This window comes from Saccharopolyspora sp. 6M (genome assembly GCF_020176775.1).
GTDB lineage: Bacteria > Actinomycetota > Actinomycetes > Mycobacteriales > Pseudonocardiaceae > Saccharopolyspora_C > Saccharopolyspora_C gregorii.
Genome location: NZ_JAIUJZ010000119.1, coordinates 1 through 24,083, shown reverse-complemented (window position 1 = coordinate 24,083; position 24,083 = coordinate 1). Strand labels below are relative to the sequence as shown.

The 24,083-nt window shown below is 72.7% G+C and carries 17 protein-coding genes and 2 pseudogenes; 9 read left to right on the top strand and 10 right to left on the bottom strand.

Annotation, left to right across the window (positions count from 1 at the left end; translation table 11 throughout):
- Positions 1 to 13: 13 nt before the first annotated feature.
- From LCD31_RS17040 to LCD31_RS17030, 3 genes are all read left to right on the top strand, one after another.
- The gene (locus LCD31_RS17040) at positions 14 to 406 is read left to right on the top strand and encodes a globin (protein WP_224959363.1); all 393 of its coding nucleotides are present in this window, start codon (positions 14 to 16) and stop codon (positions 404 to 406) included.
- Positions 407 to 423: 17 nt separating this feature from the next.
- Positions 424 to 1,671, top strand: coding sequence for an alpha-amylase family glycosyl hydrolase (locus tag LCD31_RS17035; RefSeq protein ID WP_224959361.1), 1,248 nt, complete (start codon positions 424 to 426; stop codon positions 1,669 to 1,671).
- Positions 1,672 to 1,890: 219 nt separating this feature from the next.
- Positions 1,891 to 3,201: a hypothetical protein gene (locus LCD31_RS17030; RefSeq protein WP_224959359.1), complete on the top strand. Its 1,311-nt coding sequence runs from the start codon at positions 1,891 to 1,893 to the stop codon at positions 3,199 to 3,201.
- A gap of 170 nt (positions 3,202 to 3,371) precedes the next feature.
- Here LCD31_RS17030 and LCD31_RS17025 read toward each other — a convergent pair whose 3' ends face one another.
- The 8 genes from LCD31_RS17025 to LCD31_RS16990 form a co-directional block, all read right to left on the bottom strand.
- A complete protein-coding gene (locus LCD31_RS17025) occupies positions 3,372 to 4,013 on the bottom strand; it encodes a hypothetical protein (protein ID WP_224959358.1) in 642 nt (213 codons plus the stop codon).
- Positions 4,006 to 4,446, bottom strand: a complete 441-nt coding sequence (locus LCD31_RS17020; protein WP_224959357.1) for a thioesterase family protein — start codon at positions 4,444 to 4,446, stop codon at positions 4,006 to 4,008. Before LCD31_RS17020 ends, LCD31_RS17025 begins: the two co-directional genes overlap by 8 nt.
- A gap of 174 nt (positions 4,447 to 4,620) precedes the next feature.
- A complete protein-coding gene (locus tag LCD31_RS17015) occupies positions 4,621 to 9,564 on the bottom strand; it encodes an NAD-glutamate dehydrogenase (RefSeq protein ID WP_224959356.1) in 4,944 nt (1,647 codons plus the stop codon).
- A 475-nt stretch (positions 9,565 to 10,039) separates the two neighbouring features.
- Positions 10,040 to 13,159, bottom strand: a complete 3,120-nt coding sequence (locus tag LCD31_RS17010) for a hypothetical protein (RefSeq protein ID WP_224959355.1) — start codon at positions 13,157 to 13,159, stop codon at positions 10,040 to 10,042.
- Positions 13,160 to 13,178: 19 nt separating this feature from the next.
- Positions 13,179 to 14,855: an energy-dependent translational throttle protein EttA gene (ettA, locus tag LCD31_RS17005; protein WP_224959354.1), complete on the bottom strand. Its 1,677-nt coding sequence runs from the start codon at positions 14,853 to 14,855 to the stop codon at positions 13,179 to 13,181.
- Between the two features lie 127 nt (positions 14,856 to 14,982).
- Positions 14,983 to 15,420 carry a single-stranded DNA-binding protein gene (locus LCD31_RS17000; protein ID WP_224959353.1) on the bottom strand — a complete coding sequence of 146 codons (438 nt, stop codon included), beginning with the start codon at positions 15,418 to 15,420 and terminating at the stop codon, positions 14,983 to 14,985.
- A gap of 156 nt (positions 15,421 to 15,576) precedes the next feature.
- Entirely contained in the window at positions 15,577 to 17,616 is a 2,040-nt protein-coding gene (locus LCD31_RS16995; protein ID WP_374201665.1) for a cytochrome c oxidase assembly protein, read from the bottom strand.
- A gap of 344 nt (positions 17,617 to 17,960) precedes the next feature.
- Entirely contained in the window at positions 17,961 to 18,338 is a 378-nt protein-coding gene (locus LCD31_RS16990; protein WP_224959352.1) for a hypothetical protein, read from the bottom strand.
- Between the two features lie 239 nt (positions 18,339 to 18,577).
- Between LCD31_RS16990 and LCD31_RS16985 the strand changes: the two genes are divergently transcribed.
- The 3 genes from LCD31_RS16985 to LCD31_RS16975 are packed head-to-tail and all read left to right on the top strand — an operon-like array spanning position 18,578 to position 21,082.
- A complete protein-coding gene (locus tag LCD31_RS16985; RefSeq protein ID WP_224959351.1) occupies positions 18,578 to 19,189 on the top strand; it encodes an LppP/LprE family lipoprotein in 612 nt (203 codons plus the stop codon).
- Positions 19,186 to 19,881: a response regulator transcription factor gene (locus LCD31_RS16980; RefSeq protein WP_224959350.1), complete on the top strand. Its 696-nt coding sequence runs from the start codon at positions 19,186 to 19,188 to the stop codon at positions 19,879 to 19,881. The genes LCD31_RS16985 and LCD31_RS16980 overlap by 4 nt, the downstream gene beginning before the upstream one ends.
- Position 19,882: 1 nt before the next feature.
- A complete protein-coding gene (locus LCD31_RS16975; RefSeq protein WP_224959348.1) occupies positions 19,883 to 21,082 on the top strand; it encodes a HAMP domain-containing sensor histidine kinase in 1,200 nt (399 codons plus the stop codon).
- Positions 21,083 to 21,195: 113 nt separating this feature from the next.
- Here LCD31_RS16975 and LCD31_RS16970 read toward each other — a convergent pair whose 3' ends face one another.
- A complete protein-coding gene (locus tag LCD31_RS16970) occupies positions 21,196 to 21,942 on the bottom strand; it encodes an SDR family oxidoreductase (RefSeq protein ID WP_224959347.1) in 747 nt (248 codons plus the stop codon).
- A 114-nt stretch (positions 21,943 to 22,056) separates the two neighbouring features.
- Between LCD31_RS16970 and LCD31_RS16965 the strand changes: the two genes are divergently transcribed.
- Both LCD31_RS16965 and LCD31_RS29595 read left to right on the top strand, forming a co-directional pair.
- Positions 22,057 to 22,776 carry a TetR/AcrR family transcriptional regulator gene (locus LCD31_RS16965; RefSeq protein WP_224959346.1) on the top strand — a complete coding sequence of 240 codons (720 nt, stop codon included), beginning with the start codon at positions 22,057 to 22,059 and terminating at the stop codon, positions 22,774 to 22,776.
- Positions 22,777 to 23,613: 837 nt separating this feature from the next.
- Positions 23,614 to 23,774, top strand: a pseudogene (locus tag LCD31_RS29595) (IS5/IS1182 family transposase); the annotation flags it as partial.
- Here the strand turns inward: LCD31_RS29595 and LCD31_RS16955 are convergent.
- Positions 23,748 to 23,840: pseudogene (locus LCD31_RS16955) on the bottom strand (IS5/IS1182 family transposase); the annotation flags it as partial. The pseudogenes LCD31_RS29595 and LCD31_RS16955 sit on opposite strands and share 27 nt — an antisense overlap.
- 56 nt (positions 23,841 to 23,896) lie before the next feature.
- Between LCD31_RS16955 and LCD31_RS16950 the strand changes: the two are divergent.
- The coding region (locus LCD31_RS16950) for a hypothetical protein (RefSeq protein WP_224959345.1) at positions 23,897 to 24,083 on the top strand (187 nt) is incomplete at its 3' end.

Below are 24,083 nucleotides of genomic sequence, written 5' to 3'. Positions count from 1 at the left end.
CCGGCAGGGGAGGATGGCGGGTGTGAGCGCACCGGAGACCTTCTACGACCAAGTCGGCGGCGAACCCACCTTCCGCTTCATCGTGGCGCGGTTCTACGAGGAGGTGGCGAAGGACGAGCTGCTGCGCCCGCTCTACCCGGAGGAGGACCTCGGTCCCGCCGAAGAGCGGCTGCGGCTGTTCCTCATGCAGTACTGGGGCGGGCCGCACACCTACTCGGACCGCCGGGGCCACCCCCGGCTGCGGATGCGGCACGCACCGTTCAAGGTGGGTCCTGCGGAGCGGGACGCGTGGCTGCGCTGCATGCGGATAGCGGTGGACGAGGCCGACCTGGGCGACGAACATCGCGAGCAGCTCTGGCAGTACTTGGAGATGGCGGCGCAGAGCATGATGAATTCGTGGTTCTAGGAGCCTGATCGCTTGTCATGAACGCACCGGTGGGGGACTCGGGAGCGGCTCCGGCCGCCCCCTGGTGGCGCGATGCGGTGTTCTACCGGCTGGACCTCCGGTCGTTCGCCGACGCCAACGGTGACGGGGTGGGGGACCTCGACGGCGCCCGGCTGCGCCTCGGCTACCTGGAGCTGCTGGGCGTGGACGCCCTGTGGCTGACCGCGGTGGCGTCGGCGCCGCTGACCGATCCGCTGCGGGGTCGCGGCGTCGACCCGGTGCTGGGCGAGCTGGAATCGTTCGAATCGCTGGTGGACGAGGCGCACGCCGCGGGCCTGCGGGTCGCGGTGGACGTCACCGCGCAGCGCGACCGGATCGAACAGCTCACCGCACCGGAGCACGAGGTGTTCGCGGAGTCGGCGCGGTTCTGGCTGGACCGCGGCGTGGACGCGCTGCGGGTCGCCTCGGTGCCCGGCGCGGGCGCCCCGGCGGGAGCCGCGGTCCGCGAGGTGCTGCGGGCGCTGGCGCCGGTCATCGCCGACTACCCGGGCCGCGGTGTCGGCGTGCTCATCGACGAGTCCTGGTTCGACGCCTACCAGGACCACGACGGCTGGGACATCGGCATCGACCTGCGGTTGGGCCGCACCCTGTTCGACGCGGGCGAGCTGCGGGAGGTCATCACCCGGATGCTGGCGTCCGCGCGGATGCTCGGCGTCCCCGCCGTGTGGGTGGTGGCCGGGGAGGACCGGACGCACCCGGTGACCCGGTTCGGCGGCGGCGCCGCCGGGGAGGCCCGCGCACGGGCGCTGGCCCTGGTGTCGCTGGGCCTGCCGGGGATCGTCGGCCTGGACACCGGTGAAGAGCTGGGTCTGCCGAGCTCCGGGGCCGGACCCCGGTCGGCACCGCCCGCGCGCGGCCCGATGCCGTGGGAGGGCGACGAGCCGTCGTTCGGCTTCTCCCCGGTGCCGGGCGGCTGGTGGCCGATGTCGGCGGAGTGGGCCGACTACACCGTGGAAGCCCAGCTGGAGGACCCGGACTCGACGCTGTCGCTGTACCGCCGGGCGCTGGAGCTGCGCAAGGAGCACCCGGCGCTGCGCGGCGACGAGGTGGCCTGGTTCGGCGCCCCGGCGGGCTGCTTCGCGTTCCGGCGGGAACCGGGCGCGCTGACCTGCGCGTTGAACGCCTCTGCGGAACCGGTGACGCTGCCGCCGGGCGAAGTGCTGCTGGCCAGCGGCGAGCTCGACGGCGACCGGCTGCCGCCGAACACGGCGGTGTGGCTCATCTGACCCCCGCAGGCGGGGTGGCCGGCCGCTCCGGACGGACCCGCCGGGAGCGACCGGTGCCGCTCCGACCGGCCGAGCAGACCGCGGAGATCGGGTCGAACCGCAGGCCGCCGAGCCGGTGACGGGTTTCCCGACGCGCCCGGCGACCTTCCGATCGACCCGGCGCGACCGGCGGGTAAGTTGTGCAACGCCCGAGTTCCGCCTCAGTATCCCCAGGACGTCATGCCCGCAGCGAGCCCGGCACCGCACCACGCCACCCCGCAGCGCACCGAGGGCTCCACCAAGGCCCGCGGTACCCGCCTGCTCGGGGTGGACCTGGCCCGATTCGTCGCCATCTTCGGCATGTTCGTGATCCACTTCGGAGCGCCGTTCTGCGGCGGATTCGTGGAAGTGGGGCTGGCGCAGGCCTCCAGCGGACGCGCGACCGCCCTGTTCACCTTCCTCGCCGGGGTCTCCCTGGCGATGCTCACCGGACGCGGCAGGCCGCTGACCGGCAGCGCGCTGCGGGACGCGCGGGTGCGGGTCGCGGTCCGCGCCGTGCTGCTGCTGCTGATCGGGCTGGCGCTGGCGAAGTCCACCGAGGCCACCGGCTTCCTGCTCACCGTGATCATCCCGTTCTACGGGGTGTACTTCCTGCTGTCCCTGCCGTTCCTCGGGATGAGCCCGCGCGGGACCGGGATCGCCGCCGCGGTGCTCGTCCTCGCCGGGCCGCAGCTGTCGTTCCTGCTGCGCTGGTTGCTCGCCGGGGACAACGCGGTGGCCGCCGCGGCCGGGGCGTGGCACTCCGTCGACCCGGGCAACCTGATCGCCGACCTGGGCGTGGTGGACCTGCTGCTGACCGGGTTCTACCCGGCGGCGACGTACCTGGCGCTGGTGCTGGCCGGACTCACCCTCGGCCGGCTCGACCTGCGGTCCCGCGCGCTGCGGCTGCGGCTCGGCATCGGCGGGGCCGCGGTCGCCACCGCCACCTACGTGACCACGGCGCTGCTGGGGCTGACCTACCCACCGCTGCCGGACGTGCTCACCGAGGGGACCGTGCCGCTGGAGCACCCGGAGCTGCTGCTGGCGGCCCGCGCGCACAGCGGTTCCTCGTTCGAGCTGATCGCCTCGCTGGGCATCGCGGTCGCGATCCTGGCACTGTGCCTGGAACTCGCGGACCGCTACGAGCGACCGCTGCTGCCGCTGATCAAGGCGGGCACCATGGCGCTGACGCTGTACGCGCTGCACGCCCTGGTGATGTCCTGGCAGATCGTCGTCGGCGGCTGGCCGCTCAGCGGCGTGCCGGAGACGCTGGACGAGCTGGCCAGCATGGGCCCGGAAGCCGAATGGGTGCCGAACCTGCCCGCGTTCCCCGCCGACGGGCACCGCCCCGAAGGCATCGTCGGGTTCGTGAACACCTACATGTCCGAGCTGTTCCTGCTGTTCTCCCTCGGCTTCGCGAACCTGTGGAAGCGCTTCTTCCGCCGCGGTCCCCTCGAAGGCGCCGTCAGCGCCGCGGTGGACCTGTGCACCCGCAAGCTCTCCTACCGCTGAGCAGTGGTCCTGTCTGCTCGTCAGCGGCGACCACCAGAGCGACCGGACCAACCCGCGGGTTCTCAGCGGTCCGCTCGCGAGGACGGCGATTTCTCAGGTGGCGGAAATCGATCCCGCGGCGAGAAGACCGCTGCGGTTCCGCCACCCGCCCCCGGAGCAGGACGAACCGATCACATCAACAAGGACAGCAGCGCGTGCCTGCGGCGCACCACGGCCCCGTAGCGGGAGTCCATCCGCAACCACGAGTCGGTGGCGCTGACCCGCACGATCTCCGACTCGGCCGGTTCCGCGACGAGGAACCCCATGCCGGAGAGCACGAACAGGCAGCGCAGCGGGATCTTCACGTCCAGCCCGGACCCGCTGACGGTGAAGACCTCCTGGTCCAGCAGCGACGCGGGCGGGGTGCCCTTCGGGCCGACGTTCTCCTTCGCCATGGCGATGCCGCGGTCGGCGACCTCGCCGACGAGCTTCGCGGGCAGGTCGTCCACCCGCCGCCACCCCTCCGGCGGCGGCAGCTCGGAACGCCACAGCAGGTCCCGCTGCGGCCCCGGATCCATCTCCGGCCCGCCCGCGACGGTCAACGAGGCCAGCAGTTCGTTGCCGGACACGGTGACGTCGGCGGGTTCCACCTCGCCTTCGACGGAACGGGTGCACAGCGCGTCGAACGGGGTCGCTCCCCACACGTCGATGCGGCCGGTGGTGCCCCGGTTGCGCAGCCGGATCACCGACTGCCCGTCGAGGCGCACCGAACGGGCCACGAACGCGCCGAGGTCCTCGCGCTCCACCTGGTCGGGCATCCGCAGCTCAGGCACGGCCGCCCGCTTCCGCCTGCGCGAGCACCGGCTGCCACTCGGCGAGGAAGTCCCGTTCGTCGGTGCTGAGCCTGCGCGGCCGCCCGGCCTTCAGGTCGTAGGGAACCATCAGCGTCTCCGCGGTCGCGACCTCCGCGGACCCGCTGGTCGACGCCGAGTAGTCGATCACGAAGGACGCCGGCTTCAGGTCTCGCACCGACATCCGCACCTGCAAGGTGCCCGCCGAGTGCGACACCGGGATCCGGTAGTCGACGGCGAGGCGCGCGACCACCATGCCCTCCGCCATGCCCAGCAGCCCCCGCCTGCCCGCCTCGGTGAACAGCAGCTCCACCCGGGCTTCCTCCAGCAAGGTCACCGTTCTGGCGTGGTTGACGTGCCCGAACGCGTCCATGTCGGACCAGCGCAGCGGAACATCGGCTACGAAAGCACCCACTCGGTGTCCTTCCCGTGTGATGGCTGAGGTTCGCCCCGATCGTAGTCCGGACGCGGACCGGCCCGGCGGCCCCGCGGACGCGGGAGGGGCGGACCGTCCGGCCCGCCCCTCCCGACATCGAGACCGCGCGGTCCCGCCGACCACCCGAGCCCCCGCAGGCGCGGGGGCGGGTGATCAGCGGACCATGCTGCGCAGCTGCCGCGTCGCCACCGACAACGTCGCCAGGTCGAGCCCGCCGGAGCGCTTGATGGCCTCCAGCGACGTCCTGGCCCGCTCGATGCGGGACGCGTTCGTCGCCTCCCACTGGGCGATCTTGTCCGCGGCCGGTTCCTCCGGGTCGCTGGTGCTGAGCACGTCGATCGTCAACGCCCGCAGCGAGGCGTACATGTCGTCGCGCAGCGCCAGCCTGGCCAGCGAGTGCCACCGGTTGCCGCGCTCCAGCCCGTTGACCGCGACCAGCAGCCGCTCCATGTCGAGGTGCTCGGACAGCGTGTAGTACAGCTCCGCGCTCTCCATCGGGCTGCGCTCGGCGCTGACGCCGTTGTCCCGCTCGGCCAGCTCGGCGATCTCGGTGATGTCCAGCAGCGCGTAGGTGTCCAGCAGGGCACCGATGCGCTCCGCCAGGTCCGCCGGGACGCCCTCGGAGATGAGCTGCTGCTTCTTCTCCTCGGCGGCGACGGCCGCCTGCCCGCGCAGCAGGCCGGGCACGCTGGCCGCGAGCTCGGACACGACCGGCCGGAACCGGCTGATCTCCGCGCCGATCGCCAACGGCTGCGGGCGGTTCGACAGCAGCCAGCGGGCCGCGCGGTCCAGCAGCCTGCGGCTGGCCAGCACCATCTCGTCGGCGACGCGGCTGGCCACCACGTTGTCCAGCTCGTCGATCCGCCGCCACAGCTCCGGCAGGTCGTAAACGCTGGTGACGACCGCGTAGGCGCGCACCGCGTCGGTGGCGCTCGCCGCGATCTCCTCGGACAACCGGTAGGCGTAGGACACGCCCGCACCGTCGACGACCTCGTTGACCAGCAGCGTCGAGGTGATCTCCCGGCGCAGCGGGTGCGCGGGGATCGCGTCGGCGTAGCGCTCCCGCAGCGGCAGCGGGAAGTAGTCCGGCAGCCGCCCGCTGAACGCGTCCGCGTCCGGCAGGTCGCTGGCCAGCACCTGCTCCTTCAACGACAGCTTCACGTGCGCCAGCAGCGTCGCCAGCTCCGGCGACGTGAGCCCGGTGCCGCTCTTCTCGCGGTCCCGCAGCTCCTTCTTGCTCGGCAGCGCCTCCAGGTCGCGGTCCAAGCCGCCTTCCTCCAGCGCGGTGATCTGCCGGGCGTGCACCGACACCATCGGCGCCGCGTGCGCGCGGGACACGCCCAGCACCTCGTTCTGCCGGTAGTTGTCGGCCAGCACCAGCTCGGCGACCTCGTCGGTCATCTCCGCCAGCAGCTCGTTGCGCTGCTCGCCGTCCAGCTCGCCCTCGGCGACCAAGTGGTCCAGCAGGACCTTGATGTTCACCTCGTGGTCCGAGCAATCCACGCCGGCCGAGTTGTCCAGCGCATCGGTGTTGACCTTGCCGCCGACACGTGCGAACTCGATGCGGCCGCGCTGGGTGAGGCCGAGGTTGCCGCCCTCGCCGACCACCCGCACCCGCAGGTCCGCGCCGTCCACCCGGACCGCGTCGTTGGCCTTGTCGCCCACCTCGCCGTGCGTCTCCGTGGAGGCCTTCACGTAGGTGCCGATGCCGCCGTTCCACAACAGGTCCGTCGGGGCCTGCAGGATCGCCTTGATCAGCTCCGCCGGGGGCAGCGCCGTCACCGACTCGTCGATACCCAGCGCGGTGCGGACCCGCGCGTTCAGCGGGATCGACTTCAGCGACCGCGACCACACGCCGCCGCCCTCGCTGATCCTGCTGCGGTCGTAGTCGTCCCACGTGGAACGCGGCAGCTCGAACAACCTGCGCCGCTCCGCGTACGAGCTCGCCGCGTCCGGCTCCGGGTCGATGAACACGTGCATATGGTTGAACGCCGCCACCAGGCGGATGTGCTCGGACAGCAGCATGCCGTTGCCGAACACGTCCCCGCCCATGTCGCCGATGCCGACGACGGTGAAGTCCTCGCGCTGGGTGTCCAGGTCCAGCTCGCGGAAGTGGCGCTTGACGCTCTCCCACGCGCCCTTCGCGGTGATGCCCATCGCCTTGTGGTCGTAGCCGACCGAACCGCCGGAGGCGAACGCGTCACCCAGCCAGAAGCCGTAGGAGCGGGCCACGTCGTTGGCGACGTCCGAGAACGACGCGGTGCCCTTGTCCGCGGCCACCACCAGGTACGTGTCGTCGCCGTCGTGGCGCACCACGCCCTCCGGGGGCGCCACCTCGCCGCCCACCAGGTTGTCGGTCAGGTCCAGCAGGCCCGAGATGAACATCCGGTAGCAGGCGATGCCCTCGTTCAGCGTCGCCTCCCGGTCCTTCACCGGGTCCCCCGTGGGCAGCGGCGGGCGCTTCACCACGAACCCGCCCTTCGCGCCGACCGGCACGATCACCGCGTTCTTCACCGCCTGCGCCTTCACCAAGCCGAGGATCTCGGTGCGGAAGTCCTCCTGCCGGTCCGACCAGCGCAACCCGCCGCGGGCCACCGAACCGAAGCGCAGGTGCACGCCCTCCACCCGCGGGGAGTACACGAAGATCTCGTAGGCCGGCCGCGGCTCCGGCAGCCCCGGGATCTCCTTCGGCTCCAGCTTCATCGCCAGGTAGGAGCGCTCCGGAGCGCCGTCCGCGTAGTAGTTGGTGCGCAGCGTCGCGGTGATCAGGCTCAGGTAGCTGCGCAGGATCCGGTCCGCGTTGAGGCTCGTCACCTCGTCGATCAACCGGGTGATCTGGGTCCGCAGCTCGTCCTGCCGGGCGGCCCGCTCGTCCTCGGCCAGCTTCGGGTCGAAGCGCACCTCGAACAGCCTGGTCAGCGCCACCGTCGTCGCCCGGTACGTGAGCACCACGTCCGCGATGAACTCCTGGCTGTAGGGCACCCCCGTCTGGCGCAGGTACTTCGCGTAGGCGCGCAGCACCGACGCCTGCCGCCAGCTCAACCCGGCGCGCAGCACCAGCGAGTTGAACCGGTCCACCTCGGCGTCGCCCAGCCAGGCCGCGCGGAACGAGTCCTCGAACCGCTCGCGCAGCGTGTCCAGCCGCTCGGCGCCCTCGGTCTCCAGCAGCCCGCTCTCCAGCCGCAGGCCGAAGTCGTAGATCCAGCACTCGGCGCCGCTCTCCGGCACCACCTCGTACGGCCGCTCGTCCACGACCTCCACGCCCATGCTCTGCAGCACCGGCAGGACGCGGGACAGCGTCACCCGCTCGCCCGTGACGTAGATCTTGAACCGGCGCTCGCCCGGAGCGGCGTCCTCCGGCGTGTAGAACGACATCCGCAGGTCGCGCTCACCGGACAACGACGCCAGCTTCCGCAGGTCGCGCAGGCCCTCCCCAGCGCTGAAGTCCTCCTTGTACGCCTCCGGGAACGACGCGGCGTACTGCTGCGCGGCCTCGCTGGCGGCCTCCGAGCGGCGCACCCGGCGCGGCTCCTCGGCGTCGCCGGGGGCGATCTCCACCTCGTCGACCATCTGGTCTTCCCAAGTGTGGATCGCCTCGGACAGCCGCTCCTGGATGCGGGCCAGGTCCGGCTCCGGGGCCTCGCCGCCCGGCTTCGTGTGCACCACGAAGTGCACGCGGGCCAGCGCCGACTCGCCGACGCGGGTGCTGTACTCGACGCTCGCGCCGCCCAGCTCCGCCAGCAGCACCTCCTGCATCGCCAGCCGGGACCGCGTCGTGTAGCGGTCCCGCGGCAGGTACACCAGGCAGGAGAAGAACCGGCCGTACGGGTCGCGGCGCACGAACGGCTTCAGCTTCCGGCGCTCGGCCAGCGCCAGCACGCCCGTCACCGTCTCGCGCAGCGTGTCCAGGTCGGTGGAGAACAGCTCGGTGCGCGGGTAGTTCTGGATCTCCTCCAGCATCCGCTGGCCCGAGTACGACTCCAGCGGGAAGCCGGCGCCGTGGATCGCCTCGCGCACCCGGCGCTCGATGAACGGGATGTCCAGCACGTTCTCGTGCAGCGCGGTGGTGGTGAACAGGCCGATGAACCGGTGCTCCCCGGTGACCGCGCCGTTCTCGTCGAAGGTCAGCACGCCCACGTAGAACGGGTGCACCGAGCGGTGCACCGTCGACGGGGTGCTGGCCTGCGTGAGCACCAGCGGCTCTCCGGAACGGGTGCTGGTCAGCACGTCCGGACCGGTCGTGAGGTCCTCGGCGGCGACCGTGTCGCTGCGCAGCACGCCGAGACCGGACCCCAGCACCGGGCTCAGCGCGGGCTTGCCGTCCCGCTCGACCAGCTCGTTGTGCCGGTAGCCGAGGAACGTGAAGTGCCCGTCGGCGAGCCAGCGCAGCAGCCCCGCGCTGTCCGCGGCCTGCTTGCCGGGCAGCGCCCCCGGCTGCGACTCCAGCTCGTCGGCCAGCGAGCGGGCGGTGGTCAGCATCCGCTCGGTGTCCTCGACGACCTCGCGGACGTCACCGAGCACGGTGCGCAGGCCCTGCTCCAGCGCCTGCAGCCGGTCCGCGTCGGTGATCCGGTCGACCTCGGCGAGCATCCACGACTCGGCGAGCGCGTCCGCGGGCGGCGCGCCCGGGTCCGCGTGCGGCAAGACCTCCAGCAGCGCGCCCGCGGCATCGCGGCGCACCACGACGATCGGGTGGATGATCCGCTGCACCTCGGCACCGTGCCGGGTCAGCTCGGCGATCACGCTGTCCACCAGGTACGGCATGTCGTCGGTGACCAGCTGCAGCACGGTCGCCTGGTTCCGCCAGCCGCCGTCGTCGAGGCTGGGGTTCACCACCTGCACCAGCGGACGGCCGGCGACCCGCTCGGCGGCGAGCGCGTGGTGCGAACGCAGCGCCTCCACGAGCTCGTCGGGTTCGTCACCGGCGAGCTCTTCGGCAGGCACATGCCGGAAGTAGGTCCGCAGCAACTCGCCGAGCTCCCCCGCGGAGTCGGCGGCGCGGTCGAGCAACCAGGCCTTCGCGGCCTCCGGGTTCTCCAGCACGGCGGCCCCGCCGGTCGCGGCGTCGGGGATGGCGGATCGGGGTTTCGAGGTCATCTTCAGCTGCTCCACGCTTGACGGCACCGCGTTGTGCCAACACGGCTTCCACCCTAAGCCTGCCAGGCCGCGCGCCGATCAGGTGGGAGCGGCACCGTTCCCACCGGAAACCTCCTGCGACGTTCCGATTTCCGGGTGGTTCCGGAGGTGCGCGGACTGTGCGAACGGGGGCGTGCAGGTGGGCGGGTGTGGAGGATCACGGTGCCTCCGGACGAGCGGTCCGGCGGTGCGCGACGCCGGGCGGACGGGAACCGGGCGGTGTCTCGATCGGCGGTCGCGCGGGCGAGGTCGAGACACCGGCCGGGTCGCCGGAACTCGCGGAGGTGCCGGGATGCGGCGGGACAGGGCGCGATCGCGTCGCCGCGCCCGCGCGCACCGGGACGAGCGCCAGGCGGGATCGCGCGGCGGTGGCCAGGCGTCCGATCACCGCGGCCCCCGCGCCCGCGCGACACCGCTGCGGGCACGGGTCCGCGGCTCAGTACCGGGGCGTCCAGGTGTCCTGGGCGGGACGGCGGTGCCGAGGCCGCGCGTCGGGATCCGGCTCCGCCTCGTGCTGGTGCGGCAGGCCGATCGGATGACCGTTGGTACCGGGCCGGCCGTGCCGCCCCGGTCCGTCGTCGTCCTGGCGCCTGCCGTTCTCGTAGGCGAGCAGCGCCTCGGCCAGCAGGTCCGCCAGGCCGACCTCACCGGCGGGTTCCTCCGCGGCCTGCGTGCTCCCGTCCTGGTGCCGGGCCAGCAGCTCCGCCGCCGATTCGAGGCGGTCGGCGGCGGTACCACCGGGTGCGGCGAAGGGCTGGTCGTCGGACTCGGACGCGCCGTGCACCGGGCCGAAATCGGGGCGGGTGCGGTCGAACGGGGAGACCTCCGGCTCGCCACCGCCCGGGTACGAGGTCGTCCCGGTGGGCTCGGACAGCATTCCCAGCGTCGGCGGCAACCCGTCCGCCGACTCGACCGTCCCTTGTGGACCGAGCGGGTCGGGGGCGGCGTGCGCGGACGACGGCCGGTCCCACGGCGCCGCGTCCCAGCGCGGCGGATCCGGCGCGGTGCCGCCGAACCGGTCGTCCGGGTCGGCGTGCCGGGCGCGGCGGCGACCACCGGAACCCGAAGTCTCCTCGCTCGCACCGGCGGTGCCGGTCGATCCGGTGTGCCTGTCGCCGGTGTGCTGACCGCCGGAACCGCCTTCCCCGGCACTTCCCCGCTCGTCCAGGAAGGCGCCCAGGTAGCGGTCCGCCCACGAAGCCCCGGACCGCGGCGGATCCTCCGGCAGCGACTCCTCGTACCCGCCGGCGTCGGCGGGCTCCGGCGCCGCGCGGCGCGACCGGGCGCCGTCCTCGCGGCCGTGGCGCTGCATCTCGGCGAGGCTCTCCCGGATCTCGGCGAGGGTGCGGCCGCGCGAGCGCCTGCCACCCTCCTCGTGCGTCCCCGGAGCCGCGTCGGCATCCGGCTCCGCACGGTCCTCGTCGAGGTGCTCGACCGCACCGACCTGCGAGGTCGGCGGCGGCTCGTGGTCCGGCACCGAGATGACCGGCATGATCGCCGTGACGTCCGGGAAGCTCGGCTCGCCCGGTGCGCCGCGATCCCACGGGGCGCTCACCTCGGTGGGCGGCGGCTCGGCGACGTCCTCCCGGCGCCGGGAGCCGCGGGTGCGCGGAGCGGGCGCGTCGTCCGGTTCGGCCGTGCGCGCGCCTTCCGGTTCCGGCTCCGGGATCGCCGGTCCGCTGCGGGAACCGAAGTCGTAGACCGGGAAACCTTCGCCGAACGGCGCCGAGGTGACGCGGCCGACCGGGACGTCCATGCCGCCGTGCCGACCGGAGTCCTCCGCCGCGGGCTCCTCCGGTTCAGGGGCGCGGCGCTTGCCGCCGGTGCCCGCGGCCTCCGGCTCGGGCGCGCGCGGAGCCGGCATGGCACCGAGCGGACCGGGGTCCCGGCGCTGCTCGCCCTGGTCCTGGTGCGTCCTGCGGTCGTCGGCGACGCGGCTGGTCAACGTGTCCATCAGCCTGCGCGCCGCGTCGCGCACGCTGCTCTCCCCCGGCTTGCGGTACTCGTCGAGCGGGTCCTCCGGAGCGATGCGGTTCGCGGCCCCGGTCGGGACTTCCGGGGTCGCCTCGGCCGCGGGACGCTCGTTCGGCGGATCCGGAGCGGGCACGGGCTCCGCCGGTTCGGGCGGCGGGGAGAACCCGGAGTTCGCGGCGAACGGACTGCCGGTGGTGCGCTGCGGACGGCCCGTGCCGTCCGCGCGGCGGCGGCCCGCGGTCTCCTGCTGCTGCGGTGCTTCCGCGGCCACGTCGTGCGCCCCGGCCACCGCCGGTTCCGCCGAGTGCGCGCGACGGCCGGATCCCGCGGCCGGTGCGTCGGCGCCGGAGGACTCGGCCACGGTGGTTCCGGTGCTGCCGAAGGACTCGGCCGGAGCGCGGGCCGGGACGTCCGCCGACGTGGTCAGCGGCGGTGCGGCGACGGGGAGCGGCGCGGCGGCCTCCGGCGCGGCGGTGGTCGTGCCCGCCGGTCCCGGTGCCGCCGGGGGAGGCCCGGTGCCGGTGGCCAGCGCCGGGAACTCCTCCAGCAGCCGGACCCGGGCGGCGTGCACGGCGGCCCGCCAGCGCCGGTCCGCGGCGTACGCGCGGCGCAGCGTGGCCAGCGCCTCGACGAACTCCTCCGCCTTCTCGTGGGTCTGCGAGGACATGCTCAGCGATTCGGTGAGCAGGCAGTCCAGCTTGTGGCGTTCCGCGTTGGCGGCGGCGTCGTTGAGCAGCCGCACCGCCGCGGCGAGATCCCCGGCGGGCAGGTGCACGCGGGTCGCCAGCGCCAGCCGCAACCAGCCGGACGGCCCGGCCGCGGCCGCGCGCACGGGCGTGCGGATGACCGGCGAGGCGGCCTCGACGGCCTCGGTGCGGCGCCCGAGGTCCAGCAGGGAGTGGACCCGCTCCAGCACCAGGCGCGCGCGGATCTCACCGCTCTCCGCGGCGGGGTCGCCGAGCCGGTCCAGCAGGGCCAGCCCTTCTTCGGCGGCCCGGGCGGCCTGCTCGAAATCGCCGTTGCGCCGCAGGTGCCCGGCGCGCGCGGTGCGCACCCGTGCCAGCAGCAGCCTGCTGGTGTCCCGGTTCAGCTCGGAGGCCGCCGCGTAGAGCCGGTCGGCCTCGTCGAGCGCCTCGGCCCGTTCGGACTCCCGCTGCTTGCCGGGCAGCGCGGCGGCGAGCTCCAGCAGCGCGTGCGCGCGCAGCGCCGGTTCGATCCGCTCGCGTTCCAGCACCGGTTGCAGCACGCGCAGGGCGACCTCGTGCCCGCCCGCGGTGCGGGCGCAGCAGGCGAGCTCGACGCGCAGCTCCGCGGCGATCTCGTGATCGCCCGCGCGCTCCGCGTCCCGGACGGCGCTGATGGCCCGCTGGGTGATCGCGACCCCGTGCCCGAGGCGGTTGGACGCGAACAGCGCCACCGCCTCGGCACGGAGCCGCAACGCGCGGTCACCGATGCGTCTGGCCTCCGCCACGGCTTGATCGCCGAGCATCAGGGCGAGCTCGGGCACCCGCCAGCGCATCTGCCAAGCGGGTTCGAACAATTCCTGCGCACCGCCCGGATGAGCTCCGTGCACGCTGGCCAAGACGCCTCCCCGTTCAGGTTCAGCCCCGGGTCAACTTCCGGTGGGTGACTCTGTGCGGACGGGCGGCTTCCTGCCCCAGTCTGTCGATCTTGTTCTTCTCGTAGCCCTCGAAGTTGCCCTCGAACCAGTACCACTTGGCCGGGTTCTGGTCGTCGCCCTCCCAGGCCAGGATGTGCGTGGCGACGCGGTCCAGGAACCACCTGTCGTGCGAGATCACCACGGCGCAACCGGGGAACTGCTCCAGCGCGTTCTCCAGCGAGCCCAGCGTTTCGACGTCCAAGTCGTTCGTCGGCTCGTCCAGCAGGATCAGGTTGCCGCCCTCCTTGAGGGTCAGCGCCAGGTTCAGCCGGTTGCGCTCACCACCGGAGAGCACGCCCGCGGGCTTCTGCTGGTCGGGGCCCTTGAAGCCGAACGCGCTGACGTAGGCGCGGGACGGCATCTCGACCTGGCCGACCTGGATGTAGTCGAGACCGTCGGAGACCACCTCCCACACGTTCTTCTTCGGGTCGATGCTGGCCCGGTTCTGGTCGACGTAGGACAACCGGACGGTGTCGCCGACCTTGACGGTGCCCGCGTCCGGCTGCTCCAGCCCGACGATGGTCTTGAACAGGGTCGTCTTGCCGACGCCGTTCGGGCCGATGACGCCGACGATGCCGTTGCGCGGCAGGTCGAACGAGAGCCCGTCGATGAGCAGGTTGTCGCCGAAGCCCTTCTTGAGGTTCTCGACCTCGACGACCTGGTTGCCCAGCCGCGGGCCCGGCGGGATCTGGATCTCCTCGAAGTCCAGCTTCCGGGTCTTCTCCGCCTCGGCCGCCATCTCCTCGTAGCGGTCCAGGCGGGAGCGGGACTTGGTCTGCCGGGCCTTGGCGTTGGAGCGGACCCACTCCAGCTCTTCCTTCAGCCGCTTCTGCAGCTTCTGGTCGCGCTTGCCCTGCACCGCGAGGCGTTCCTGCTTCTTCTCCAGGTAGGTGGAGTAGTTGCCCTCGTACGGGTAGGTGCGCCCGCGGTCGAGCTCCAGGATCCAGCCCGCGACGTTGTCCAGGAAGTACCTGTCGTGCGTCACGGCGAGGACGGCGCCGGGGTAGTTCGCGAGGAACTGCTCCAGCCACAGCACGCTCTCGGCGTCCAGGTGGTTCGTGGGTTCGTCCAGCAGCAGCAGGTCGGGCTTGCTCAGCAGCAGCTTGCACAGCGCGACGCGGCGGCGCTCACCACCGGAGAGGTGGCTGACCTGGGCGTCCGGCGGCGGGCAGCGCAGCGCGTCCATCGCCTGGTCGAGCTGGGAGTCGATCTCCCACGCGTCCGCGTGGTCGAGCTCCTCCTGGAGGCGCCCCATCTCCTCCATCAGCTCGTCGGTGTAGTCGGTGGCGAGCTGCTCGGCGATGGCGTTGAAGCGGTGCAGCTTCTCGATGATCTCGCCGACGCCCTCTTCGACGTTGCCGAGGACGGTCTTCTCCTCGTTGAGCGGCGGCTCCTGCTGCATGATGCCGACGGTGTAGCCGGGCGAGAGGAACGCTTCGCCGTTGTTCGGCTGCTCGAGTCCCGCCATGATCTTGAGCACGGTCGACTTGCCGGCGCCGTTCGGGCCAACGACGCCGATCTTGGCACCCGGGTAGAACTGGATGGTCGCATCATCGAGGATGACCTTGTCCCCGTGTGCCTTCCGCACCTTCTTCATGGTGTAAATGAACTCGGCCATGCCCTGAATCGTAGTTGCGTCCCGTGTCGGCTCGTGCACCGCCGTCGATTGCCGCGCCGGCAGCCGCGCACAGCCCGCACCGCACCTGCTCCACCGCTGGTCACCGACCTACCGGGTGGCGCGGAGATCACCCGTCGCGGGCCGCCGCGACGTCCGGCCGGCCGGTTCCGGGGCCGGTCGCGGCGGCATCGCGTTCGGCGGCCGGGCGCTCGGCCGATCTGGGGAACCGGTTGCCCCGGGCCAGGTCCAGGCCCACCGCCGCGGCCTCCACCTCCACCGACGTCCGCCGACCGGCGCCCGACTCGAACTCGCGGGTGTGCAGCCGCCCGGACACGACCAGCGGCGTGGCCTTGCCCACCACGCCGAGCACCCCGTCGGCGACCCGGCGCCAGCAGTTCACGGTCACGATCAGCCGGTCGCCATCGGTCCAGCGCTCGGCCTCCCGGTCGTAGCGGCGGGAGTTCCCCGCCAGGCGGAAGGACACCACCCGCTCTCCGCCGGGGGTGGTGCGGATCCTCGGTTCGGTGAGCACGGTCCCCACCACGGCCACGGTCGTCTCGAACATCTCGCCACCTCCTGGAACGCGGAGCCGTCCGTCGGCTCGGGTTCCAGGATGCGCGGCGCCGATCACCCACCGCCACCCCGGTTTCACGATCTGTGCACAGATCGCGCCGCTGTGGACCGATTCATCGGAATCCGGTGGTTAACCCCTCATCGAGGGTCACCCGTCGGAGCGAGAGGTCGGGTTCTTCGCCCCCGAACCCGACGCGTCCCCAGCGGAGAGCCGCCGCAGCATCTCGTTGTAGGCCGCCAGATCCGCGTCCCCGTCCACCGCGGCCTTGCGGTCCAACCGCCGCGCTTCCCGGTAGTCCGCGCGCGACCACTGGATCAGCAACGCCAGCATCACCACCACCAGCGGCACCTCCCCCGACGCCCACGCGAGCCCGCCGCCCAGGTTCTGGTCCGCCAGCAGGTCCGACGCCCACGGCAGCGAAAGACCGCGGTAGAAGTCCGACCCGATCACGGTGTTCGACATCATCAACGTGATCCCGAAGAACGCGTGGAACGGCATCGAGGCGAACACCATCCCCAGCTTCGCCAGCGACGGCAGCGGCCGGGGCGCCGGGTCGATCCCGATCACCGGCCAGTAGAAGACGTACCCGGCGAGCAGGAAGTGCGCGTTCATCACCAGGTGCGCCCAGTGCTGCGGCAGCGCCGCGTCGAACAGGCCGGAGAAGTACAGCGCCCAGAACGAGCCGGTGAACAACGCCAGCGCCACGAACGGATTCGTCAACCACCGCGTCAGCGGCGAGTGCAGGAACGCCAGCAGCCACTCCCGCGCCCCCGGCGGGCCGCCCTTCGCCGCGGGCCTGAGCACCCGCAACGCCAGCGACGTCGGCCCCGCGAGCACCAGCAGCACCGGCGCCAGCATCGACAGCACCATGTGCTGGCCCATGTGGACGCTGAACATCGCCGGCGCGTACCGGCCCACTCCGGACGAGGTGGCCACCAGGACGCTCGCGCAGCCGCACAGCCACGCGACCGTCCGCCCCACCGGCCACCGGTCGCCGCGGCGGTGCAGCACCCGCACCCCGTACAGGTACAGCCCGGCGAGCACCAGCGCCGCCGTGCCGAAGACCAGGTCGAAGCGGAAGTCGAACAGCAGCCGGAGGGCCGTCGGCGGCCCGTCCAGCGGGTAGCCGATCAGCAGCTCGGTGCGGTCCGGCACCGCCCCCAGCTCGGCCGGCGGCGGGGTGCGGCCGAGGGCGACGGCCACCCCGATCGTCGCGAACATGACGAGCACCTCGACCGCGCCGAGCCGCAGCAGCCCGCCGCCGCCCTCCGCCACGGTCCGCACCGCCCGCTCCCGCTGGAAGTGGCCGATGACGCCGAGCACCACCAGCAGCACCACCTTGACCAGCACCAGCACCCCGTAGGTGGTGCTGAACAGCTGGTCCAGCGGCACCCGCGCGAAGGCGTTCACCACCCCGGAGGCGGCCATCACGATCCAGCAGACCAGCGCGATCCGCGAGAACCGGCGCGCCACCAGCCCCGCGTGCGCACCCCCGCGCGCCAGGTGCGCGAGGAGCGCGACCAGCCCGCCGACCCACAACGTGGCCGAGAACAGGTGGAACAGCAGGCTGTTCGTGGCGATGTCGTGCGCCCCGCCGCTCGCCGAGTGGCCGGTGGCGACCAGCGGGAACATGCCCAGCAGCGACACCGCGAACAGCACCACCGTCCAGCCCCAGGACAGCACCACGCGGCAGCCGACGGCCAGCACCAGCGCGATCCCCGCGGTCAGCAGCCACGCCTTCGCCTCCTCCAAGGCGTCGACGAGGCCGAACAGCACCTGGGCGTCAAGGACATCACCGATCGGCCGCCCGGTGGCGTCGGCGGCGGTGAACGGCACGAGCAACGCGGCCCCCACGCACCACAGCCCGGCGGCCCAGCCCGCGGCCCGCACCGCCGCGTAGCCGTCGGCGAGCAGCGGGCCGGACCGGCTCGCCGGGATGCCGAACGCGGCCAGCAGCAACGAGCCGATGCACACCACCGCGCCGGTCTCGGCGAGGACCCGCACCACGGGCAGGCCGTATTCGGTCACCGCGCCCGGGTCGGGCAGGCCGTACGCCGCGTACGCGTCGCTCGCCGACAACGCGGTCAGCGCCGCCGCCACCACCGCGGCGAGGATCCCGGCCGTGACGACCAGGATTCCGACGGTGGTGGACCTGCTGCGTGCGCCGGGAACGGTCTCAGAAGCCACGGAACGAGCCTAACCGCCGGACCCTGACCTGCGGTTTCGGGTGCCCTCGCGCCTCGTCGCCAGGTCGCGGGCCCGGTTGGGCGGTGACCGGCCCCGCTTCCGGCCCCCCCCCGGCGCCCCCCCCCGCGGGGGGGGGCGGGGGGGCGCCGGGGGGGCCCCCCCCCCGGGCCGGGGCCCCTGCCCTGGGGTTGGGGGCCCCCCCCCGCCGCGCCCCCCGGGGGGGGGCGGGGGGGGGGGGCCCCGGCCCCCCCCCCCGCCCCCCCCCCGCCGCCCCCGCCCGAGGCGGGTCGCGGTGCGCCGACGTCGGTCCCGGGCCCCGTGCCGGGTCCCGCCGCCGGTCGTCGTCAGAGCCCGGCGGGCCGCTGCGAGTCCGAGTTGCCCGCGTCGGGCAGCGAGATCCACCCGGTCTCACCGCTGTCGCAGCGCACGGTGATGGTGTTCGCGTCGCCCTCCGGTGCGGGCACCTGGTTGGGAACCCGCAGCGAACCGATCAGCACGCCGGCGTCGGCGGCGGGCCCGAGCCGGGCGACCGATCCGAACGACGAGGTGGCCGTGGCGCCGAGGCCCGGGCAGTCGGCGGTGACGGTGATCTCCTGGTTCGGCTTGACCAGCCCGTCCGCGGTCACGTGCAGCTCGTCACCACCGGCCGCGAGCGCGACCCCGGGCGCCCCGAGGAGCAGACCGGCTCCGGCGACCGCCAGGGTCAGGTTCCGCATGCGCATGGTGTTTCCTCTCCGTTCGCTTCCGGTGTTCCCACCGCTCGACGACGACGCTAGGGAGCGGACCTCACGGCGGCCCGGAGCTCGTGCAACGGTCACCCATCGGTCGAGGGGCAGTCGTGTTTCAGCAGTTCGTGGCCTCGTCGAGTGGATTTCGCGCGCCGCCTGTTACCCGGCCGCCGGGTCACCGCGACGATCCCCGCCTACGTTCGGGTGCGTTCCGCGGGTGAAGGAGGACGAAGGTGCGAACGACGATCCGCGCGGCCGTCGCGGTCGCGGTGCTGGCGGTGTCGGCCGGGTCCGCCGGATGCGGAAGCCCCGCGCTGCGGGTCGAGGGCCCGGCGCTCGCACCGCCGCAGCCCGCCACGACCGCCGAGGTGGCCCCGCCGACCGGCGCCGAACTGCGCAACATCCGCAACATCGACCTGCGCAGCACGGTGCTCGCCGACCCGAAGGTGCCGGACGAGGTGAAGCGGATCCTGCGCGGCTGCTCGGTGTGCGGGCTGGAGGACCCGGTGTACGCGGACGTCACCAAGGACGGCGAGGCCGACGTGCTGGCCCCCGTGCACGACAGCGGCAGCGGTGGCACCAAGGCAACGCTGGTCTACAGCGTCCGCGACCAGCAGGTCTCGCTGGTGTTCGGCTACCTGGGCCCGGACGCCGGGCTCCGCGCCGAAGGGGGTGATCTGGTGCTGGACCGGGACCTCTACGCGCCGGACGACGCGCACTGCTGCCCGACCGCCACGGAACGGCTCCGGTTCAGCTGGGACGGACACCGGTTCGCGATGGCCGAGCGCACCGGCGGCGCGCCCGGCACCACGCCGTACGGCGGTTGGGGGACCATCATCCGATGAGCTGGGACGTCCGAGGCACCACAGTGCTGCTCGTCGAGGACGACGAGGTGATCCGGGAGGCCACCGAGCTGGCGCTGCGTCGGTACGGGTTCGAGATCCGCACCGCGGGCGACGGGCTGGCCGGGCTGGCGGCGTTCCGCGAGCGGGAACCCGACGTCGTGCTGCTCGACGTGATGCTGCCCGAGCTGGACGGGATCAGCCTGTGCCGCGGCATCCGGGAGGAGTCCTCGGTGGCGATCCTGATGCTGACCGCGCGCAGCGACGCGGTCGACGTGGTGCAGGGCCTGGAGGCGGGCGCCGACGACTACGTGACCAAGCCGTTCGACACCATGGTCCTAGTCGCCAGGCTGCGCGCCGCGCTGCGGCGGCGGGAACCGGTACGGCCCGCCGAGGACGCGTCCGCGGGCGACCGGCTCGCGTTCGGCGACCTGGAGCTCGACCGGGATTCGCTGGAGGTGCGCCGCGGCGGGCGGCTGCTGTCGCTGACGCCGACCGAACTGCGCCTGCTGCTGGAGTTCACCGGTGAGCCAGGCCGGGTGCTGTCCCGCGGGCGGCTGCTGGAACAGGTGTGGGACTACCCGGCGAGCAGCGACACCCGGGTCGTCGACGTCCACGTGCAACGGCTGCGGGTGAAGGTCGGCAAGGAGCGCATCGAGACGGTCCGCGGGTTCGGCTACAAGCTGGTGGGCTGACGTGCGCGTCGCGGTGAAGAACGCGCTGGCGATCGCCGGGGTCGCGGCGCTGGCGGGCGTGGCGTTCGCGCTGTGGACGCACTACCGCGCCGTGGACCTCAGCGAGGCGTTGAGCAGGCAGGAGACCGGCAGCAGGTTGCGGATCGCGGCGGAGTCGTACTACGCGCACCGCGACCTGCCCGAGTCCGCGAGCCTGGACGACGCGTCCGCCCCCGCACCGCTGGTGGCCGCGGTGCGGGCCGGTTCGTTCGCGACCTACGTGGACGCGGACGCCGCCGACCCGGCGGTGTGGGCGGGCACCGAGGTCGGCGGGCACGTGCTGACCGTCCACGACCCGTACGCCGAGCAGGCCCGGCTGCTGGCGCAGCTCGACCAGGCGTTGGTGCTGGGTGTGGTGGCGCTGCTGCTGGTGTCCGGGGCGCTGGCGGTGTTCATCGGCCAGCGCCTGGCGCGGCGGATCGGCGCGGCGTCGGCGACGGCGCTGCGCATCGCCGACGGCGAGCTGGCTGCCCGCGTCGGCAACACTATCGCCGGAGCCGGGCGCGACGAGGTGACCGCGCTCGGCGGGGCGGTGGACGCGATGGCAGCGGAGCTGCGGGCACGGCTGGAAGCGGAGCGCCGGGTCACCGCCGACATCGCGCACGAACTGCGCACCCCGGTGACCGGCCTGGTCACCGCCGCCGAACTGCTCCCGCCGGGGCGGCCGAGCGAACTGGTCCGCGACCGGGTGTCCCGGCTGCGCGGGTTGATCGAGGACGTGCTCGAAGTGGCCCGCCTCGAAACCGACGGGGAGCAGGGCGCCCCGGAACGCATCGGCGCGGACCTGCTCGCCGAGCGGGCCGCCGCCGCCGAGAAACCGGTGCGGCTGGAGGTCGCCGAGCCCGCGGAGGTGGACACCGATCCACGGCGGGTGCAGCGGATCCTGGTGAACCTGCTCCGCAACGCCCACCGGCACGGGCGACCGCCGGTGGTGCTCTCGGTGTGCGGCGCCACCCTCACCGTCGCGGACCACGGCCCCGGCTTCCCCGCAGACCTGCTCGCCGACGGGCCGCGGCGGTTCCGCACCGGACGCGCCGAACGCGGCGGCGGGCACGGGCTCGGACTGACCATCGCCGCCGGGCAGGCGCGGGTGATCGGCGCGGAACTCCGCTTCGGCACCGCCGAATCCGGTGGGGCGCGGGCGGATCTGGTCCTGGGGTGAGCCGCGCGGCACGCTGCGCGCTCGGCGGCGGGTCACGCGTTCCGCCCGGCTCCGACCCCGGCGAGCGGCCGCGGCACCTCGCGGGGACGACCGGCCGCACGTGACCGCCCGGGTCAGAGGCGGGCCACCAGGTTCTCGAACAGCTCGTCGTAGGTGCCGTCGACGGCCGCGAACCGCTGCGGCTTCACCCGGTCCACGAGCACCTGCCGGATGTCCGGGTCGGCCTGGATCAGGCCGATCGCCTCGGACACGAACTCGCCCAACGGCATGGCCCCGGCGTGGTCGGTGCCCGGCCCCATCAGCGTGGTCCTGGTCAACGGCGGCGCCAGCTCGATCAGCTGCACCGGCGTGCCGCGCAGTTGTGCCCGCACGGCCTCGGTGAAGGCGTGCACGCCGGCCTTGGTCGCCGAGTAGGTCGGCGTCAGCGGCATCGGCACGTAGGCGAGGCCGGAGGTGACGGTGATGATCGACGCTTCGGGCCGGGTGCGCAGGTGCGGCAGGAACGCGGTGAACACGCGGATGGTGCCCAGCAGGTTGGTCGAGATCGTCCGCTCGGCGACTTCGAGCGCATCGGCCTCGAGGTGCCGCTCCGGGAGCATGATGCCGGAGCTGATCAGCACGGTGTCCAAGTCGGGGAACCGGTCGACGACCCGGTCGCGCAGCGCGGTGATGGACGCGGCGTCGGTGACGTCCACGACCTCTCCGGCGAAACCGTGTTCGGCGGCCAGCTCCTCGACCCGCTCCCGGTCGCGGCCGGTGATCACGACGGAGTTGCCGAGCGCGGTCAGCTGGTGCGCGAACTCCAGGCCGATGCCCGACGTGCCGCCGACGATCAGTGCGGTGCGTCCTGTGGTCTTCATCTGTACTCCAGTTTCGTCGTTACCCTTAAAATGGTAACACCGATACTTCCGGCGGAGCAACCAGAGTGTTATCACTGATACTTCCAGGCGAGGGGACTGCTATCGTTGCCGATCGTGGGATCGACCGACACCAAGATGAAGATCGTCGAAGTGGCCAAGCGCCTGCTCGACGAAGGGGGCCCGGCCGCGGTGAGCACCCGGGCCGTCGCGACCGCGGCGGGCGTGCACGCCCCGGCGATCTACCGCCTGTTCGGCGACAAGGACGACCTGATGGACGCGGTCGCCGGGCACGCGCTCAGCACGTACCTCGCGGGCAAGACCGCGATGCGCCCCTCCGGCGACCCGGTCGAAGACCTCCGCAACGGGTGGCGGCTGCACATCGGCTTCGGCCTGGAGAACCCCGACGTCTACAGCGCCCTCTACGGTTCCCGCAGGCGCCGCGCCCCCTCGGAGGCGGAGCAGCAGGCGGAACGGATCCTGACCGGCCTCATCCACGCGATCGCCGAAGCGGGACGGCTAGCGGTCCCCGAACCGCAGGCGGTGCAGCTGATGCACGCGGCCGGGCGGGGCACCATCTTCACCCTGATCGGCAGCGACTCCGACCCGGCGGACGCCGACGCGCTCGCCGACCGCGCTTTCGAGATGGTCCGCGGCGTGATCACCGTTCCAGACCCCGCCGACCGGCCCTCGGCCGCGGACCCGGTGGCGCGCGCGGCCACCACCCTCCGCGCGGCCCTGCCCGACGTCGACCGCCTCACCGCACCGGAGAAGGCGCTGTTGGACGAGTGGCTCGACCGCGTCCAGGGAAGCGGCCCGCCCTCGCCCGAACGCTGATCCCGCGCGCGGCGCGACACGACCGCAGCGCTTCCGAACCCGGCCGGATCCCTCGCGCGCGGAACCGAACGAGGAACCACCGCGCGCAGCGGCGCATCGCAGAACCGGAGCACGGCGCGACGTCCGATCCGGAGCAGCACGAGAAGATCGTCGTGGAGCACCACCGGACGGCTCTCGGTGGCGTCCCGGAAAAGGCGATCGCCGACCACATCGGCCCCGGGCCTCCAGGATCACCCCGAAGCGTTCAGCGGCTTCCTGCACATGCGCGACGGCTGAACATCGAGCGCGTCGGCGCCGAGGGAACGGGGCGGCCACGCATTCACCCCTGATCCGGAAACCCGGCCGCCCGGCGTGCTCCCACAGACCGGTTCCGGCCGGACAACGGGAAAGTCGCCGAGCACCGGGACGTCCGCACCGATTCCGCCAACGCGAACGGCGTGTTCCGACCGGTCCGCCGGCCCGACTTCCTCGGCCCTGGGCGAGCAGAGCGAGGCGGGAGGGTAAAGTGGGGGATGATCTTGATCGAGATCGTCCCCCACCGCTGTGACCAGCATCGGAGCGCCCCCGGCAGGACTCGAACCTGCGACCTCAGGATTAGAAGTGCGTTCACCCTCGGCGCTGTGCTGACCTGCAAGAACACTGATCGCAGACAAGCATCACTCGCCGAATCCTTTGCTCGATGCCTTTGCCTGTGATTCCGCCGCTAAGTTCACCCGCACGCAGTAGCGCAAAGCAGGCTGTGAACGTTCAGCAAGTCACGAAAATCTCGAACCGCCGTGGCCAACATGGGCTAGAGGCTGTCCCGTAACCGATGGTCAGAGGTGGGATGATCTTGCCGTGGCTGGTGTGATCACGGCGTCGGAGCCCTCGTGGATTGGTCCGTTCATCGGGCTGAGCCTTCAGCAGTTCAGCAAGCTGATCACCGCCCTGCGGAGTGAGGGGGCCGATCCGGTCCGCAGGGCCGGCCGTGGTCATTGCCCGCCCTTGAGACGGCAGTCGCGGAGGATCTTCCAGCTCTTCATGCGGGCGAAGGCGTGCTCGACGCGGGCCCGGACCTTGCGGTGGGCGCCACGGTGGCGCCCCTCGGGCATCCCCGGCGTGACATTGGAATTTCCTGGTAGTGGCGTTCGCCATAGCTGCTCTTCAGGTAGCTATTCACGACATCATTAAAATTGATCCAGTGTTTCGTTTCCGCGTGAGAATCCAGGTGCCCCTGAGTGCCTGTTTTTGTTCTCAGGTGAGGCGTTTGCTGGTGGTGTGGATCATGGCCCGGCGGACGATGGCTTCGTGGTGTTGGCGTAGTCGCG